The sequence below is a fragment of the Saccharomonospora iraqiensis subsp. iraqiensis genome (genome assembly GCF_000430445.1).
Taxonomy (GTDB): domain Bacteria; phylum Actinomycetota; class Actinomycetes; order Mycobacteriales; family Pseudonocardiaceae; genus Saccharomonospora; species Saccharomonospora iraqiensis.
The window spans coordinates 61,614-77,298 of record NZ_KE387064.1; the positions used below are offsets into that span (position 1 = coordinate 61,614).

Annotated in this window: 16 protein-coding genes and 1 pseudogene; 1 reads left to right on the forward strand and 16 read right to left on the reverse strand. The window is 69.3% G+C overall.

The features are described 5' to 3' along the window. The 12 genes and pseudogenes from ACTIR_RS27430 to rplJ all read right to left on the reverse strand — a co-directional run. A pseudogene (locus tag ACTIR_RS27430) lies at window positions 1-276 on the reverse strand (hypothetical protein); the annotation flags it as partial. 49 nt (window positions 277-325) lie between these two features. After that, the gene (locus tag ACTIR_RS0106030; RefSeq protein WP_026453584.1) at window positions 326-1,585 is read right to left on the reverse strand and encodes an MCE family protein; all 1,260 of its coding nucleotides are present in this window, start codon (window positions 1,583-1,585) and stop codon (window positions 326-328) included. After that, window positions 1,585-2,760, reverse strand: a complete 1,176-nt coding sequence (locus ACTIR_RS0106035; protein ID WP_026453585.1) for an MCE family protein — start codon at window positions 2,758-2,760, stop codon at window positions 1,585-1,587. Before ACTIR_RS0106035 ends, ACTIR_RS0106030 begins: the two co-directional genes overlap by 1 nt. Further along, window positions 2,757-3,941, reverse strand: a complete 1,185-nt coding sequence (locus ACTIR_RS0106040; protein WP_026453586.1) for an MCE family protein — start codon at window positions 3,939-3,941, stop codon at window positions 2,757-2,759. Before ACTIR_RS0106040 ends, ACTIR_RS0106035 begins: the two co-directional genes overlap by 4 nt. Next, the gene (locus ACTIR_RS0106045) at window positions 3,938-4,924 is read right to left on the reverse strand and encodes an MCE family protein (protein ID WP_026453587.1); all 987 of its coding nucleotides are present in this window, start codon (window positions 4,922-4,924) and stop codon (window positions 3,938-3,940) included. The genes ACTIR_RS0106040 and ACTIR_RS0106045 overlap by 4 nt, the downstream gene beginning before the upstream one ends. Next, the gene (locus ACTIR_RS0106050; protein WP_026453588.1) at window positions 4,921-5,952 is read right to left on the reverse strand and encodes an MCE family protein; all 1,032 of its coding nucleotides are present in this window, start codon (window positions 5,950-5,952) and stop codon (window positions 4,921-4,923) included. Before ACTIR_RS0106050 ends, ACTIR_RS0106045 begins: the two co-directional genes overlap by 4 nt. A gap of 88 nt (window positions 5,953-6,040) precedes the next feature. Next, window positions 6,041-7,378, reverse strand: a complete 1,338-nt coding sequence (locus ACTIR_RS0106055) for an MCE family protein (RefSeq protein ID WP_026453589.1) — start codon at window positions 7,376-7,378, stop codon at window positions 6,041-6,043. Then, on the reverse strand, window positions 7,375-8,214 hold the full coding sequence (locus ACTIR_RS0106060; RefSeq protein WP_026453590.1) for an MlaE family ABC transporter permease: 840 nt from the start codon (window positions 8,212-8,214) through the stop codon (window positions 7,375-7,377). Before ACTIR_RS0106060 ends, ACTIR_RS0106055 begins: the two co-directional genes overlap by 4 nt. Before the next feature lie 4 nt (window positions 8,215-8,218). Then, window positions 8,219-9,013 (reverse strand): MlaE family ABC transporter permease, encoded by a 795-nt coding sequence (locus ACTIR_RS0106065; RefSeq protein ID WP_026453591.1) that lies wholly within the window; start codon window positions 9,011-9,013, stop codon window positions 8,219-8,221. Next, window positions 9,010-10,164, reverse strand: coding sequence for an ABC transporter ATP-binding protein (locus ACTIR_RS0106070; protein WP_026453592.1), 1,155 nt, complete (start codon window positions 10,162-10,164; stop codon window positions 9,010-9,012). The genes ACTIR_RS0106065 and ACTIR_RS0106070 overlap by 4 nt, the downstream gene beginning before the upstream one ends. A 200-nt stretch (window positions 10,165-10,364) precedes the next feature. Next, entirely contained in the window at window positions 10,365-10,757 is a 393-nt protein-coding gene (gene rplL / locus ACTIR_RS0106075; protein WP_007024039.1) for a 50S ribosomal protein L7/L12, read from the reverse strand. A 69-nt stretch (window positions 10,758-10,826) separates the two neighbouring features. Further along, complete coding sequence (rplJ, locus tag ACTIR_RS0106080; protein WP_026453593.1) at window positions 10,827-11,381, reverse strand: 50S ribosomal protein L10; 555 nt, start codon at window positions 11,379-11,381, stop codon at window positions 10,827-10,829. 332 nt (window positions 11,382-11,713) lie between these two features. Between rplJ and ACTIR_RS21985 the strand changes: the two genes are divergently transcribed. Continuing rightward, complete coding sequence (locus tag ACTIR_RS21985; RefSeq protein ID WP_026453594.1) at window positions 11,714-12,877, forward strand: hypothetical protein; 1,164 nt, start codon at window positions 11,714-11,716, stop codon at window positions 12,875-12,877. A 138-nt stretch (window positions 12,878-13,015) separates the two neighbouring features. Here the strand turns inward: ACTIR_RS21985 and rplA are convergent, their stop codons facing one another. The 4 genes from rplA to secE all read right to left on the reverse strand — a co-directional run. Further along, the gene (rplA, locus tag ACTIR_RS0106090) at window positions 13,016-13,735 is read right to left on the reverse strand and encodes a 50S ribosomal protein L1 (protein ID WP_007024036.1); all 720 of its coding nucleotides are present in this window, start codon (window positions 13,733-13,735) and stop codon (window positions 13,016-13,018) included. 96 nt (window positions 13,736-13,831) lie between these two features. Beyond that, window positions 13,832-14,263, reverse strand: coding sequence for a 50S ribosomal protein L11 (gene rplK / locus ACTIR_RS0106095; protein WP_007024035.1), 432 nt, complete (start codon window positions 14,261-14,263; stop codon window positions 13,832-13,834). A gap of 79 nt (window positions 14,264-14,342) precedes the next feature. Further along, a complete protein-coding gene (gene nusG, locus ACTIR_RS0106100; RefSeq protein ID WP_026453595.1) occupies window positions 14,343-15,215 on the reverse strand; it encodes a transcription termination/antitermination protein NusG in 873 nt (290 codons plus the stop codon). Window positions 15,216-15,297: 82 nt separating this feature from the next. Further along, window positions 15,298-15,685, reverse strand: a 388-nt coding sequence (gene secE / locus ACTIR_RS21990) for a preprotein translocase subunit SecE (RefSeq protein WP_034238612.1), incomplete at its 5' end; no start/stop codon positions are given.

A 15,685-nucleotide genomic window follows, 5' to 3' on the forward strand; every position in this document is an offset into this window, starting at 1 on the left:
GGCCGGGACGAGCCACCGGGGCGGGCCACCGCGGGAGGGTCCGTCCGCGGCCGGGTCGACGGCGGGGTCGACAGCGGGGTCGGCACCTCCGGTGCCCGCACCCCCGGTGCTGTCCGCGTCGGCTTCACCCGCCGCACCGGCACTCTCGGGCGACTCCACACCTTCGGATGCCCCGGCGCTGCGCCCGGTGGCGTCGTCCCCGGCCGGCACCGACCGTCCGTGCTCCGCCTCCCCCGGGTGGTCCGCGGAGGAGCCGTGCTGCTCGTCCGAACTCATAGCGCTCCAGACTAGGTCGAAGGTGTGATGTGGCTGTCAACCGGCCGGGTCAGCCGTCCAGTCCCAGGAGCTGGCGCATGCTCGTGATGCCCATTCCGGGGCTGCCCGCGATCCCCGGCGCACCCCGCATCGTCGCCAACTGCTCGCTGTCCCGGTCGCTGTTCGACTCGACCTGCCGGTCGGACGGAATCTGCGGAACCCCGTGGTACGGCGCGTTCTGCGCCCCGCGGACCGAGATCGGGCTGCCCGGCGGCTCGGCGCAGTAGGCGTCGTTCTTCGGCGGCCGGTCGCTGGTGTCGTTACCCGCGCGGTACTCCTCCGGCGAACGGTAACCCTTGGTGCACGACGGCGGGTCGAACAGGTTCAACACCAGGCCCAGGTGTGCGAAGCCGTCCCCGGGGGTGACGCTGTACGCGCCGGCGGCCACCACCGGGTAGGTGACGAACGCCTGCTCGAGTCCGTCCAGCCGGGTGGAGGTGACGTTGGCCGTGGTGAGCAGGTTCGCGACCAGCGAGCTCAGCCCGGGTCCGGTCTCGGCCAGCACCTGGCTGATCTGGGTCGCCGACCGCGGGGCGGTGTCGATCAGTTCCCGGATGTCGCCGTCCGAGTTCTTCAGTGTCGTCGACAGTGCTTCCAGGTCACGGCTGAACGACCGCAGCGACCCGCTGAGGTCGTTCTGGGTGGCGAGCACCGTGCTGCCCTTGTCGAGCAGTTCCACCGTCTGCGGGAGGTGCTCACGCGCCACGCGGGTGAACTCGCTGGTGGTGTCCATCAGCGTCTGCAGATCGTCGCCGGTGCCCTGGAACGCCTCGTAGGATTCGTCCACCACCGTGCGCAGGGACTCGGTGGGCACGGACTCGGTGAAGTCGTACAGGTCCGAGATCAGCTTCTCCGTGCGCACCGGGGTGCTCACCCGGGAGGCATCGATGACCGAGCCGTTCTCGAGGTACGGGGCCCCGGAGGACGTCGGGCGGAGATCGACGTACTGCTCACCGACCGCCGAGCGGTTGGCGACCGCCGCGTCGAGCGTCCCCGGGATCGGCGGCGCGTCGGCCGCGATGTCGAGTTCGGCGGTCAGCCCGCTGTCGGTGAGGCGCAGTTGTCCCACCTCGCCGACGTTGTAGCCGCGGTAGGTCACCTCGGCGCCGCTGAAGATTCCACCGGACTCGGTGAGCTGGAGCTGGACGGTGTATCCGCCGGAACCGAAGGCCTTCTCGACATCGCTGAACCGCACGAGCGCGTACGCGACGGCGAGTACCGAGATGACCGCGAAGGCCACCAGCTGGATCTTCGTCTTGCGCACGAGCATCAGCGCGCACCTCCGGTGAGGGAGTCGAGGAGTCCGCCGACGCCCGATTCGTTCCCGGAACCGTCCTCGGCGTCGGTCTCCGCCCCGGGCAGCGGCAGCGGCGGGGCGTCGCCGCCCTCTTCGCCGCCGGCCGAGCCGGGATCGGGAAGCGGGCTCTGCCTGCTGCGACCCAGGTTCGCCAGGATCTCCTCCAGGTTCAGGTCGAGCGAGACGTAGAGGTTCATGTAGTCGCCCTTCACGCCTTCGGCCGCCGCGTCGGTGAAGGGGTACGTGAGCATCAGCTCGAGTGCCTTCGGCAGGTCCGCACCGGCCTCGGCGAGCTTGCGCAACGTCGGGAGCAGGGCCTCCAGGTTGGCGACCATGTCCTCGTGGCTCGCGTTGACCGTCTCCACGGCCACGTCCGACAGCTCCTCAAAGGCGGTGAGCATGTCCACCAGCTGGCCGCGCTGGTTCTCGAGAACCTCGAGCCCGGGGCCGAGGTTCTCGACGGCGTTCGCGATCTCGTCCTTCTGCCCCCTCAGGGTCGCCGACAGCCGGTCGAGCGCGTCGAGGGCGCGGGTGATGTCGGACGACTGCTCGTCGAGGGTGGCCACGAGCTGCTCGGTGTTGTTCAGCATGGCCTTGACGTCCTGCTCGTTGCCCTCCAGCGCCGCGTTGAGCTCCCGCGTGATGGTGTTGAGCTGTTCGACGCCACCACCGTTGAGCAGCATCGACAGGGCACCGAGAATTTCCTCGACCTCGACGGAGCGGTCGGTGCGCTCCAGCGGGATCAGGTCGCCGTCCGCGAGTTCCGCCTCGGCGGGTCGCTGGGCGGGTGCGGCGAGTTCGACGTACTTCTCGCCGAGCAGGCTGGACTGACGCACGTTCGCCACGGCGTTGGCGGGCAGGTCCACGTCTTCCTTGACCGAGACGGTCACCTCGGCGGTCCACCCGTCGTCGGCGACGTCGATCGCCTTCACCTCGCCGACAGGGACCTGGTCCACGCGCACGCCCGCCCTCGGCACGAGGTCGAGGACGTCGCGGAAGTGGATGCGCACGTCGTACGGGTCCTCACCGAGGTCTGCCCCACCGGGCAGCGGGAGGTCGTAGACGCCGCCGAGCTGGGCGCCGCAGCCGCTGACCAGCAGCAGGACCGTGGCCGAAGCGGACGCGACGAGGGTGCGGGCGCGCTTCACCGGTCACCTCCCGATTCGGAAATCTGCCCGAGGACGGGCAGCGGCAGTTCCGGCAGTTCCCCCTCGTTGAGCGCGTGCGCCGCCTGGGCCAGCGACGGGAGCGGCACGGTCCCGTCCACCACCGGGGCCATGTCCGCGCAGAGGTCCCCCACCGTGTCCAGCGCCTCCGGGGTCTGCTGGAGGAAACCGCACACCATCGCGGCGGGCGGTTGGGTCAGCTCGTTGAGGTTGGGCCGCGCGTCCAGCGTGCCGGAGGAGGCGTTGTAGGTGTTGGCGAGGTTGCCCAGGGCCAACGGTGCGACGTCGAGCGTCTCCGCCAGCGCCCCGCGCTGCTCGACGAGGACCCGGGTGACGCTGGCCAGTTTGTCCACGTTGGACTTGATGCTGTCCCGGTTGTTCTCGACGAACGTGTGCACCGACTGCAGGGTGCTGCCCAGGTGGTCGACGGTGGTGGCCAGGTTCTGCCGCTCCCCCGCCAGGAAGGAGCTGACGTCGGCGAGCTGCTGCTCGAAGCGGCGCACCTGGTCGTCGCTCTCGGCCAGCGTGCCGGACAGTTCCGCCAGGTTCTCCACGGTGGCGAACAGGTCGCCGGAGTTGCCGGACAGGGTGCCCGCGGCCTGACCGAGTTTCGTGATCGTCTCGTTCATCGCGGCGCCGTTGCCGTCGAGGTTCGCGGCGAGGGTGTCGAGCACCTCGTTGAGCGAGCCCTCGGAGTTGGCGCCGTCCGGCCCCAGTGCCTCGGAGACCTCGCTGACGCTCTCGCTCAGTTCGTCGATCTCCATCGGCACCGCGGTGCGGTCGCGGGTGAGGACCGCACCGTCCTCCAGTCGGGGGCCGCCGGTGTGCGCGGGGGTGAACTGGACGTACCGGTCGGACACCAGGGACGGGGCCACGATCACGGCCTTGGCGTCCGCGGGGACGGCCACGTCGGAGTCGTAGGCCAGTCCGACGCGGACCCGTTCCCCCTCGGGGGCGACCTCGGTGATCTCGCCGATGCGCACGCCGAGCACGCGCACGTCGTTGCCCTCGTAGAGGCCGATGGCCTCGGGGAAGTACGCCGTGGCGTGTCTGCGACCGGAGTCGGCGAGGGCCCACCACAGGCCGCTCGCGACGACCAGGCCGAGGACGCAGGCGAGCACGACGCCGCGGGTGAGCCGGGAGCCGAAGCGGGTGCTGGTCATTGTGCGTGACACCCCTCTTCGTTGATCGGACCGATCGAGGGCAGGAGGAAGCCGCAGATGTAGTTGTCGAACCACCGGCCGTTGCCGATGGTGTTGGTGAACACCCGCACGAACGGCGCGAACTGCTTGATGCCCTCGGCCAGCGATTCCTGGTTGCGGTGGAGCATGTTGGTCAGCTGGTCGAGGTCGGCGAGCACCGGCGCCAGCTGCTCGTTGTTGTCGTCGACGAGCCCCTGCAGTTCGGTGGCGAGCTGCCTGCTGCCGTCGAGCATCGCCTTGATCGCCTGCTCCCGGTTGCGCAGCTCCTCGAGCAGCTTGTTCCCGTCCTCCATGAGCTTGGTGAGCTCGGCGTCCCGGTCGGCCAGGGTCTGACTGACCTGGCGGGTGTTGCCGAGGAGTTCGGACAGCTGCTGGTCCCGGGAGGCGATGGTGTCGGACAACTGGGACAGACCACGCAGGGCACCGCGCACGTCCTCCGGGGTGTCGGCGAACGTCTCGGACAGCGTGTCGAAGCTGCGTGCCAGCTGGTCGGTGTCGATCTCGTCGATCGTGCCGGACAGCCCGCGGAAGGCCTCCATGATGTCGTAGGGGGCCGCGGTGCGCTCGATCGGGATGGTCTCGCGCGGGTCGAGCGCATTCTCCCCGACCGGATCGAGCGCGAGGTACTTCTGCCCGAGCAGGGTCTTGATCTGGATCGAGGCACTGGTGTCGGCGCCGAGCCAGGTGTCGGAGACCCTGAACGACACGAGCACCCGGTCCCCGTCCAGTTCGATGTCGGTCACGTCGCCGACCCGGACACCGGCCACCCGGACCTCGCTGTCGGCCGTCAGCCCGGCGACCTCGCTGAACTCGGCGCGATAGGTGGTACCACCACCGATGATCGGCAGGTCCTCGGCGTTGAGTGCCGCGAGCGTGCTGAGCACGAGCACGACGATGCCGACGAGCGCGATCGGGACGGGGTTGCGCTTCTGGAAACTCTTCATGACTGGCACCGCCCCCGGCTGACCGGCATCAACGGCAGGTCCACCGGCTTCTCTCCCAGGCCGGGGATCTGCACGCTGCCGTGGGCCTCACACATGTAGAAGTTCAGCCAGGATCCGTAGCTGGCCGTGTTGCTGAGCGTGTTGACCTTCTCGGGCAGGTAGCGGATGAACTGCTCGACCGTCGCCTCGTGGTCGTTGAGGTTGCTCGCGAGGTCGCCGAGCGCGTCGATGTCCTGGCGCAGCGGCTCGCGGGCGTCACCGAGCAGGCCGGCGGTGGTCTCGGTGAGATCGCCCAGGGACTGGATGGCCCGGCCGATCGGGTCCCGGTCGGCCGCGAGGCCGGAGACGAACTGCTGCAACCTGCTGATCAGGTCGGACAGTTGCGGGGTGCGTTCGTTCAGCGTCGCCAGGACCGTGTTCAGGTTCTCGATCACGCTGCCGATGACCTCGTCCTTCTCGGCCAGGGTGGTCGTCAGCGACGCGGTGTGCGACAGCAGGTTCTGCACGGTGCCCGCCTCACCCTGCAGGACCTGCACGATCTCGTAGGAGAGCTTGTTGACCTGCTCGGGTTCGAGGGCGCGGAACAGCGGCTGGAAGCCGTTGAACAGCTCGGTGAGGTTCACCGCGGGCCGGGTGCGCTCGACCGGGATCGTCCCGCCCGGTTTGAGGGAGCCCCGCGCCTGCCCCTCGCCGCGTTCGAGGGCGAGGTAGCGCTGCCCGACGAGATTGCGGAACTGGATCGCCGCCGTGACGTTGCCCGGCAGCTCGCGTCCCTGCTCGACCTCGAAGTCGACCTCCGCCCGGCGACGGTCCACGAGGCGGACCTCGGAGACCTCGCCGACGCGCACGCCGGCGATGCGGACGTCGTCTCCCGGGTTGACCATCGTGACGTCGCTGAACCGGGCGCTGTAGGTGCTGCTGTCGGACAGACTCAGGTTGGCGATGCTGATCCCGAGCAGGCCGGTGCAGACCACGGTGGCCAGCACGAAGGCGATCAGCTTGGTCAGTGGTGCGGCCAGTCCCCTCACGTGCTCACCTCCCTGGTCGACGGTGTGCGGTCGGGTGTGGTCCGGCCCGGTCCGGGCCGCGGTCGCCGAGTTCCGGTCGCGCGTGTGGTCACTCGACCGTCACCTCCGTCCCCCGGTAGAGCGGTGCCACCAGCAGGCTGCCCCATCCGGGCACCTCGGACGGTTCGAGTCCGGTCGTTCCGGAGGAGAGTTGCGCCACCAGCGCCCGCTCCCCGGACGTGCCGGCCGGGTCCCCGGTCAGCGGTGCCGCGCCGCCCATCCCGGTGGCGCCGCCGGCCTGGTTCAGTCCCCCCGTCGAGGTCCTGGCCGGTGGCGGCGACTCGCTGCCGTCCTTGAGCGGTCCGTCCGGTGGGTGCTGCGGGAACGGGTCCGGGTACTCGTCCATCGCGTAGCAGCGCGGGCCACGCTCGTCGTTGTACTCAGGCTCGTCCTGACCCGGCTCGTAGGGCCCGCGGTCCACGGTGATCTCCATCTTCGCGTGCAGGCCGGGCTTGTCCGTCCCCTTGCCGAACGACTCGTCGATCCGGGGGACGAGCTCGGCCATCTGCCCGAGGAAGCACGGGTAGGACGGCGAGTACTCCGCGAGCAGCTCGGCCGTCGGCCGCGCCGTCTCCCCGAGATTGATCAGGTTGTCCGCGTTGGCCTCGAGGAACGACCGCAGGTCCGTGGAGGCGGTGCTCACCGTGCGGTACAGCGTCGCCAGGTTCTCCCGCTTGTCCACGAGGGTGCGGCTGGTGGTGGTGAGGTTGTCCAGGGTCCGCACCAGCTGCGGCGCCACCTCGTCGAGGTTGTCCGAGTAGTCGGCGAGCTCGCGCAGGTTCGTCCGCAGGTCCGGCAGGTGCGGGTTCAGCTCACCGAGGTAGTCACCGAGATCGGTCAGGGTCTGTCCGAGCTGCTCCCCCCGTCCCTGGAGCGAGGTCGACACGGCGGTGAGGGTGCTCGCCAGTTTCTCCGGCTGCACGGCCCGTAGGACCGGTAGCAGACTGTCCAGCGCCTGTTCGAGCTCCATCGCGCTCTTGGTCCGGTCCTGAGGGATCACGTCCCCGTCGGTGAGCGGATCGCCGTCGGGCTCGTCGGGCAGCGTCAACGCGACGTAGCGCTCGCCGAACAGGGTCTTCGGCAGGAACCGTGCCGACGCGTTACCCGGGACCAGTTCGGCCTTCGCCGGGTCGAGCTTGAGGGTCAGCTCCGCGCCGTCCCGGGCCTGTTCGACCGCACCGACATGGCCGATGATCAGGCCACGCACCTTGACGTCGGAGTTCTCGGACAGCTGATTGCCGACCGTGTCCGCCTGCAGCCGCACCGTGACGAACTCGGTGAACTGCTTGTTGTAGATGGCCACACTGAGCGCGACACCACCCACCATGACCGCCACCAGCAGCAGGCCGAGCAACCTGCGCCGCAACGTCACCATCGCCGTGCTCATCCCGCGATCCTCACCGTCGTGTCGGTGCCCCAGAGGGCGAAGCCGATGAAGAAGTTCAGTACGGCCGCCGTCACGATAGACAGGCGGACCGCGCGGCCGACCGCGATGCCGACACCGGCGGGACCCCCGCTCGCGCGGTAGCCGTAGTAGCAGTGCGTCAAGATGATCACCACGCTGAAGATCAACACCTTGACGAACGAATAGAAGACGTCCTGGGCCGGCAGGAACATGTCGAAATAGTGGTCGTAGGTCCCCGCCGACTGGCCGTAGAGGTGGACCACCACCGTGCGCGAGGCCAGGTAGGAGCTGAGCAGGCCAACCACGTACAGCGGCATCACCGCGATGAAGCCCGCCAGGATGCGGGTCGTCACCAGGTACGGCAGGCTCGGCACGCCCATCACCTCGAGGGCGTCGACCTCCTCGGAGATCCGCATCGCGCCGAGCTGCGCGGTGAACCCGGCCCCGACGGTGGCCGACAGCGCGAGACCTGCGACGAGCGGGGCGATCTCGCGGGTGTTGAAGAACGACGTGAGGAAGCCGGTGAACGCCGAGGTGCCGATCGAGTTCAGCGCCGAATAGCCCTGCAGGCCGACCAGCACGCCGACGAACAGCGTCAGCCCGACCATCACACCGACGGTGCCGCCGATCATCGCCAGCGACCCGGAGCCGAAGCTCACCTCGGCGAGCAGCCGCATGACTTCCTTCGAGTAGCGGCGGATCGTCCTCGGTGCCCACGCGAGCGCGCGCAGGTAGAACGACATCTGGTCGCCGAGGTCGTCGAGCGTCTCCAGTGGACGGTTCGCGATCCTCTTCGCGGTCTGGGTCACACGGGGCATCGGTTCAGTCCAGCTTCGAGGGAACGAGCTGCAGGTAGAGCAACGTCAGCACGACGTTGACCACGAACAGCAGCAGGAAGGTGATGACGACGGACTGGTTGACCGCGTCCCCGACGCCCTTCGGCCCCGGCGGGGGGTTCAGCCCCCGGTACGCGGCCACCACCGCGGCGATGAAGCCGAAGATGAGCGCCTTGAGCTCGCCGACCCACAGGTCCGACAGTTGCGCGAGCGCGGAGAAGCTGGCGAGGTAGGCGCCCGGCGTCCCGTCCTGCAGCACCACGTTGAAGAAGTAGCCGCCGAGCACGCCGATGACGCTGACCATGCCGTTGAGCAGCACGGCCACGAACATGCAGGCGAGCACCCTGGGCACCACGAGCCGCTGCACCGCGGAGACCCCGAGGACCTCCATGGCGTCGATCTCCTCGCGGATGGTGCGCGCACCGATGTCGGCGCAGACGGCCGAACCGCCCGCACCGGCCACCAGCAGCGCGGTCACCAGGGGTGCGGCTTGCTGCACCGTGGCCAGCACGCTGCCCGCCCCGGTGTACGACTCGGCGCCGAGCTGGCCCGCGAGCGAGCCGAACTGCAACGAGATGATCGCGCCGAACGGGATCGCGACGAGCGCGGTCGGCAGGATCGTGACGCTGGCGATGAACCACGCCTGCTGGATGAACTCCCGGAGCTGGAAGGGACGCTGGAAGACACCGCGCGCCACGTCGAGCGCGAGCGCGAACAGCTTGCCGGTCTCACGCAGCATCCCGATCCCGGGAATCCTGGCCGTCGAGGCCGGAGAGCTCATGAGTGTCCTTGTTCGTACGGGGGCATCCGGTGGGTCAGCTCCTCGGTGCCCTGGTCGTGCACGCCCTGGTCGGAACCGGGGACACGGGCGACGTCGCCGGTCGGGAGGTGTCCGGCCTGGACACCCACGAGATCCGTGTCGTCCGACCGCGCGACACCGTAGTGGCGCCGCTCCTCGGGGGTCAGTGAGTCGATGATCCCCTCCCGGGCCGCGGGCGGGAGAGTGTGCAGGATCCGCATCACGCGGTCCTTGCGGCGGCGGACACCGGCGCGCTCCGGCAGCCCCGGTGTGGGCTGGAGCTGCGGGACGATGCCGCGCACGTCCTCGGTGGACCCGTCGTGGTGTCCCGCGTCGGCCTGGGCCTGCTCGGCGGCCATCTGCGCGGAGTCCTTCTCCTCGCTCATGCCGATCGGGCCCAGCCTGCGGCCGTTGAGGAACTGCTCGACGACGGGTTCGTCGCTGGTCAGCAGCACCTCGCGCGGACCGAACATCACCAGTTCCTTGCGGAACAGCATCCCGATGTTGTCGGGCACGGTCCGCGCCACGTTGATGTTGTGGGTGACGATCAGAATCGTCGCGTCGATCTGCGCGTTGAGGTCGATCAGCAGCTGCGACAGGTACGCCGTGCGCACCGGGTCCAGACCGGAGTCGGGTTCGTCGCAGAGGATGATCTCCGGATCCAGCACGAGAGCACGGGCCAGCCCGGCACGCTTGCGCATACCACCCGAGATCTCACCGGGGAGCTTGTCCTCCGACCCGGACAGACCCGTCATCTCGAGCTTCTCGAGAACGATCTTGCGGATCTCGGTCTCGGACTTCTTCGTGTGCTCGCGCAGCGGGAAGGCGACGTTGTCGTAGAGGTTCATCGACCCGAACAACGCGCCGTCCTGGAACAGCACGCCGAACAGCTTGCGCGTGTCGTACAGCTTGCGCTCGGAGCACTGCACGATGTCGACACCGTTGATCTCGCATTTGCCGGTGTCCGGCTTCAACAAGCCGATCATGGATTTGAGGAAGACGGATTTGCCCGTACCCGACGGACCGAGCATCACCGACACCTCACCGGGCGGCAGCGTCAGTGAGACATCCCGCCAGATGGCCTGCTTTCCGAAGGACTTGGTCAAACCTTCGATGACCACCTCGGCACCCATCGCACCTCCCGGAGATCGTTCATGGCGCGTCAACTCGGTTCAACGAGCAGAGGGCGCGTAGGTTACTCGCCAGTTGGATGTGGGATAGAACTCCCATTGTGTGAATCTCGCCGTGGCACGGTAACCCATCCGGGCGCCGACAAAAAGAGCGGGCCGACCGTTGCGGCAACGGTCGGCCCGCTCAGGGGTGGCGGATCAGATCACTTGATGCTGATCTTCGCGCCGGCCTCCTCCAGCTTCGCCTTGGCGGCGTCGGCGGCCTCCTTGTCGACCTTCTCCAGGAGCGGCTTCGGGACCTCCTCGACCATCTCCTTGGCCTCCTTCAGGCCCAGACCGGAGACGAGCTCGCGGACGACCTTGATGACCTGGATCTTCTTGTCACCCGCGTCGTCGAGCACGACGTCGAACTCGTCCTGCTCCTCCTCCTCGGCGGCCGGGGCCTCGGCGGCACCGCCCGCGGCCACGGCGACCGGGGCCGGCGCGGCGGCGGAGACGTCGAAGGTCTCCTCGAACTGCTTCACGAACTCGGAGAGCTCGAGCAGCGTCATCTCCTTGAAGACGTCGAGCAGTTCGTCCGTGCTCATCTTCGCCATGATGGCGTTCCTTCCTTGTCGTGGACTCGTGGTCCCGGGTTGATGTGTCGGATCAGCTCTCGGCGGCTGTCAGCTCTCCTCGGTGTCGCCACCGGCGGCGGCGGAACCCTCGGACCCACGCTTGCCCTCCAGTGCGGAGGCCATGCGCGCGACCTGCGACGCCGGGGCCGCGAACAGCGATGCGGCCTCGGAGATCTTGGCCTTCATCGCACCCGCGGCCTTCGACAGCAGGACCTCGCGGCTCTCCAGGTCGGCGAGCCGGTCGATCTCGGTGACCGACAACGGCTGACCGTCCATGTAGCCGCCCTTGATGACCAGGGCGCTGTGGTCCTTCGCGAAGTTCTTCAGAGTCTTCGCGGCCTCGACCGGCTCGCCCTCCACGAAGGCGATCGCGGTCGGACCGATGAAGAGCTCGTCCATCCCTTCGACGCCCGCCTCCTCGGCGGCACGCTTGACGAGGGTGTTCTTCGCGACCCGGTACTTGACGGTGTCGCCGAGAGCGCGACGCAGCTCGCTGAGCTGGGACACGGAGAGCCCGGTGTACTGGGTGACGACGGTGGCCGAGCTGTTGCGGAAGCTGTCCGCGATCTCGGCGACGGCCGCCACCTTCTCGGGCTTCGCCATGGTCGCCTCCTCTCTTGGCTGGTGACCACCGGCGGCCCGGCACCCCCACGACGACGAAACGCCCCGGCGCAGCAGGCGCGGGGCGTCGAAGGTGACGATCCACGGACAGGGTCCGGACCGTGTGCGAGCCTCGTTCCTCCTGCGCGGGCCGCCCGCCGTCACGCGGGGCCTTCGTTCCCCCCGCCTCGAGCGGGAGGAAGACCAGCGGTCTTCGGTAGAACCGTCCCCGAGCATACGCCCTGCCCGTGCACCCCGGACCCCCGCCCCCGGGGACGACGTTCCGCCCGCGAACCGTGGTTCGCTCGACCACCGGGCGTGGGCGAGCAGGCATCATGGGTCACGTGGTTGAGCGACCTGGTGACGCGGAGTCCGAACAGCCCCGCTCGGAGCCGGACGGGGCTCCCTCCGACGGGAACCCACCCGACCCGGCCGGAGGGACGCGGGTCCCACCGGGCACCGGGGAGCATCCACCCCAGGGCGACGACGGCGACACCGCGGGGTCGGCGGATCCCGACGGCCGGTCCGGCGCGGACCCGGCCGCGCTCGTGCCCCGGGGGGATGCCGGGCCTGCCGGTATCGAGTCGAGCGGTGTCGAGTCGAGCGGTGTCGGGCCTGCCGGTGTCGACGCCGACCGGTTGCGGGAGTTCGAGCAGTTCCGGCGCTTCCAGGAGTTCCAGCGGTTCGAGGAGTTCCGACGGGCGACCGGGGGCGGGGACGTCCCAGGGGCCGGCGCACCCGTGCCTGTGGGGACGCACCCGACCGGCACGGACCTGTCCCCCGGCGGGACGACGACGGTCGGGACGGCCCCTCCCGCGGGGCCGCCGACGCCGCCCCCGGATCCCGGGCAGGGCCGCCTCGGAACCCTCCGCATCCCGAAATGGCTGCGGTGGCTCGGCCGGAAGGTCCTCGCCTGGCTGATCTTCTTCCTGCTGCTCGCCCTCTTCGTCACCTGGCTGCTGAACCAGCTGTTCGGCTCGGACGAGGAGAGTATGTCCACCGAGGAGCTGGCCGGATCCGGTGGCGGCACGTACCGGACCGACCAGTTGCTCGCGACCCAACCGCACGAGGCGGTCCGCAAGGTCTACCACCACATCGCGCAGAACCGGGTCGACTTCGCCTGCGGCTACTTCGACAACGACGCCGGCATCCAGCAGCGGTTCGCGGAGAACCTGGGCCGGGCCGACTGCCGGGATGCCGTCCACGCCCTGCACGGCGAGGTCTCGCACGTCAACGACTACGCCGAGTCGGTCTTCCCCCGGTGGTACGACCCCGAGGCGCACCGGGTGCGCATCGACTCCTGCGACTTCGACATCGCCGGAGGCCCCGCGCTGGGCGTGTTCACCGTGACCCGGGTGGAACTGGGGCAGTGGCTGATCACCAACCACCAGCCGGGGCCGCGGACCTGCCCGCGGCCGGGCGGACCGTCCGGCACACCCACCGGCGGCACCCCCACCACGGGCGCCCCGGGCGACACGGCGGGCGACACGGGCGACTGAGTACCGCCGCGTTCCGCAGGTGCTCCGTGCGCTCCGTCTCCGCCTCCGGACACCGTGCGGGCCGGAAACGACAGTGGGGCGGCCCTCCGTCCGGAGGACCGCCCCACTCGGTGTCCTGTGTGCCCGTGGACCGGGCGGTCAGCTCGCCGCTTCGTCGACCAGGAGGTTGCGGGTGCGGGTCGGGTCGACCTCGATGCCCGGCCCCATCGTGGTCGTGAAGGTGACCTTCTTCAGGTAGCGGCCCTTCGACGCCGACGGCTTCGACCGGAGCACCTCGTCCAGCGCGGCGGCGTAGTTCTCGACCAGCTTCTCGGTGTCGAACGACACCTTCCCGATCGCCAGGTGCAGGTTGGCCTGCTTGTCGACGCGGAAGCTGACCTTACCGCCCTTGATGTCCGAGACGGCCTTGCCGATCTCCGGGGTGACCGTGCCGGTCTTCGGGTTCGGCATCAGGCCCCGCGGGCCGAGGATGCGGGCCACCCGCCCGACCTTGGCCATCTGGTCCGGAGTCGCGATCGCGGCGTCGAACTCGAGCCAGCCACCCTGGATGCGCTCGAGCAGTTCGTCGGTCCCGGCCGCGTCGGCGCCCGCGGCCTCGGCCTCGGCGGCCTTCTCGCCGGTGGCGAACGCGATGACGCGGACGGTCTTACCCGTTCCGTGCGGCAGGTTCACGGTGCCGCGGACCATCTGGTCGGCCTTGCGGGGGTCCACGCCGAGTCGCATGGCGACCTCGACGGTGGCGTCCATCTTCACCTTGGCCGTCTGCTGCGCGAGCCGCGCGGCCTCGAGCGGCGTGTACTGCCGGTCGCGCTCGATCAGCTCGGCGGCCTGACGGTAGGCCTTGCTGCGCTTGGTCATGTCCTGTCCTCGAAAGTCGTGTGCGGATCAGTCGTGGTGCGGGTCAGCGCGTGGCCCTTCCACTCGGCCGTCCGGGGCAGCCCCGGACGCGGGAAATCACTCGATCGTGATGCCCATCGACTTGGCGGTCCCGGCGATGATCTTCGTCGCCTGGTCCATGCTCTCCACGTTCAGATCGGTGCGCTTGGTTTCCGCGATCTCGCGGACCTGGTCCCAGCTGACCTTGCCGATCTTCTGCTTGTGCGGCTCGCCGCTGCCCTTGTCCACGCCCGCGGCCTTCATCAGCAGCTTGGCCGCCGGCGGGGTCTTGAGCTTGAAGTCGAACGAGCGGTCCTCGAACACGGAGATCTCGACCGGCACCACGTTGCCGCGCTGCGACTCCGTCGCGGCGTTGTAGGCCTTGCAGAACTCCATGATGTTCACGCCGTGCTGACCCAGCGCGGGCCCGACCGGCGGCGCCGGGTTCGCGGCGCCCGCCTGGATCTGCAGCTTGATGATCGCTGCGAGCTTCTTCTTCTTGGGTGGCATTCTCGTTCCTGTTCGATGTCACTCGTCCCCGCGCACCTGCCGTGGCGCGGAGCCTGCCTGCGGCCGTGGGATCCGACCGTCAGATCTTGGAGACCTGGTTGAACGACAGCTCGACCGGCGTCTCCCGGCCGAAGATCGAAACCAGGACCTTCAGCTTCTGCGCGTCCGCGTTCACCTCGCTGATCGTCGCAGGCAGCGTGGCGAACGGCCCGTCCATGACGGTGACCGACTCGCCGACCTCGAACTCGACCTCCACCGCACGGCCCGTGGCGGCGGGGGCCTCCTCGGCGGCGGGCTCGCCCTTGGCGGCCTTCGCCGGTTCGGGCTGCTCGACCTGCGGCGCGAGGAACTTCAGCACCTCGTCCAGGCTCAACGGCGACGGGCGCGACGTCGCGCCCACGAACCCGGTGACACCCGGGGTGTTGCGCACCGCGCCCCAGGACGCGTCGTTGAGCTCCATCCGGACCAGGATGTAGCCCGGAAGCACCTTGCGCTGCACGATCTTGCGCTGGCCGTTCTTGATCTCGGTGACCTCCTCGGTGGGCACCTCGATCTGGAAGATGTAGTCCTCGACGTCGAGCGTCTGCCGCCGGGTCTCCAGGTTGTTCTTGACCTTGTTCTCGTACCCGGCGTAGGAATGCACGACGTACCACTCGCCCGGCTGCGAGCGCAGCTCGGCGCGCAGCGCGGCGACGGGGTCCTCGTGCTGCGGCTCCGTGGCTTCCTGCGGCTCCGGAGCCTCCGTGGCCTCGGACGCGGGCGAGCTCTCCGTCGGCTCGGTGACCCCGGCGTCCTCCGTGGGCGGGGTACCCTCCGCGGACTCGGCGGACCGTTCCGGCGACTCGACGGGCCCGGTGTGGTCCGACGACGGTTCGCCGGTGGCCGCGAGCACCTGCTCGTCGGGGAGGCCGGTCAGATCCTGACCGGCTCCTGAGCCGTTCTCGGAGGTCACTTTCCGTCCTCTCAGTTGATCACGTCTGCTGGTGGCCCGCGCCGCACCGACGCGACCACCCGCGAGGGCTCCTGCGAACCGGTCACTCGCCGAACACGACGTCGACACCCTGGAGGAAGACGTAGTCGAGTCCGGAGACCAACCCCACCATGAAGACCAGGAAGATCAGCACCACGGTGGTGTAGGTGACCATCTGTTTGCGCGTCGGCCAGATGACCTTACGCAGCTCACCCCATACCTCGCGGATGAACCGACCGATCCGGGTGAACAGCGAGTCCTGCCCGGTCTTCCGGCTGTCCCGCTGCTTCGGGGTGGGCCGGTTCTTGCCCTCGGGCTTGGCGGCCTCACCCGAGGTCTTCCCCTTCGGGGCGGGACGGTCCGCGGACGCACCACCCCTGGTCTTGCCCCGTGGGGCGCCGGACCCCGTGCCCTCCCGGCGGGCGGAGGCGCGGCGTGCGCGCCGAGCCGCG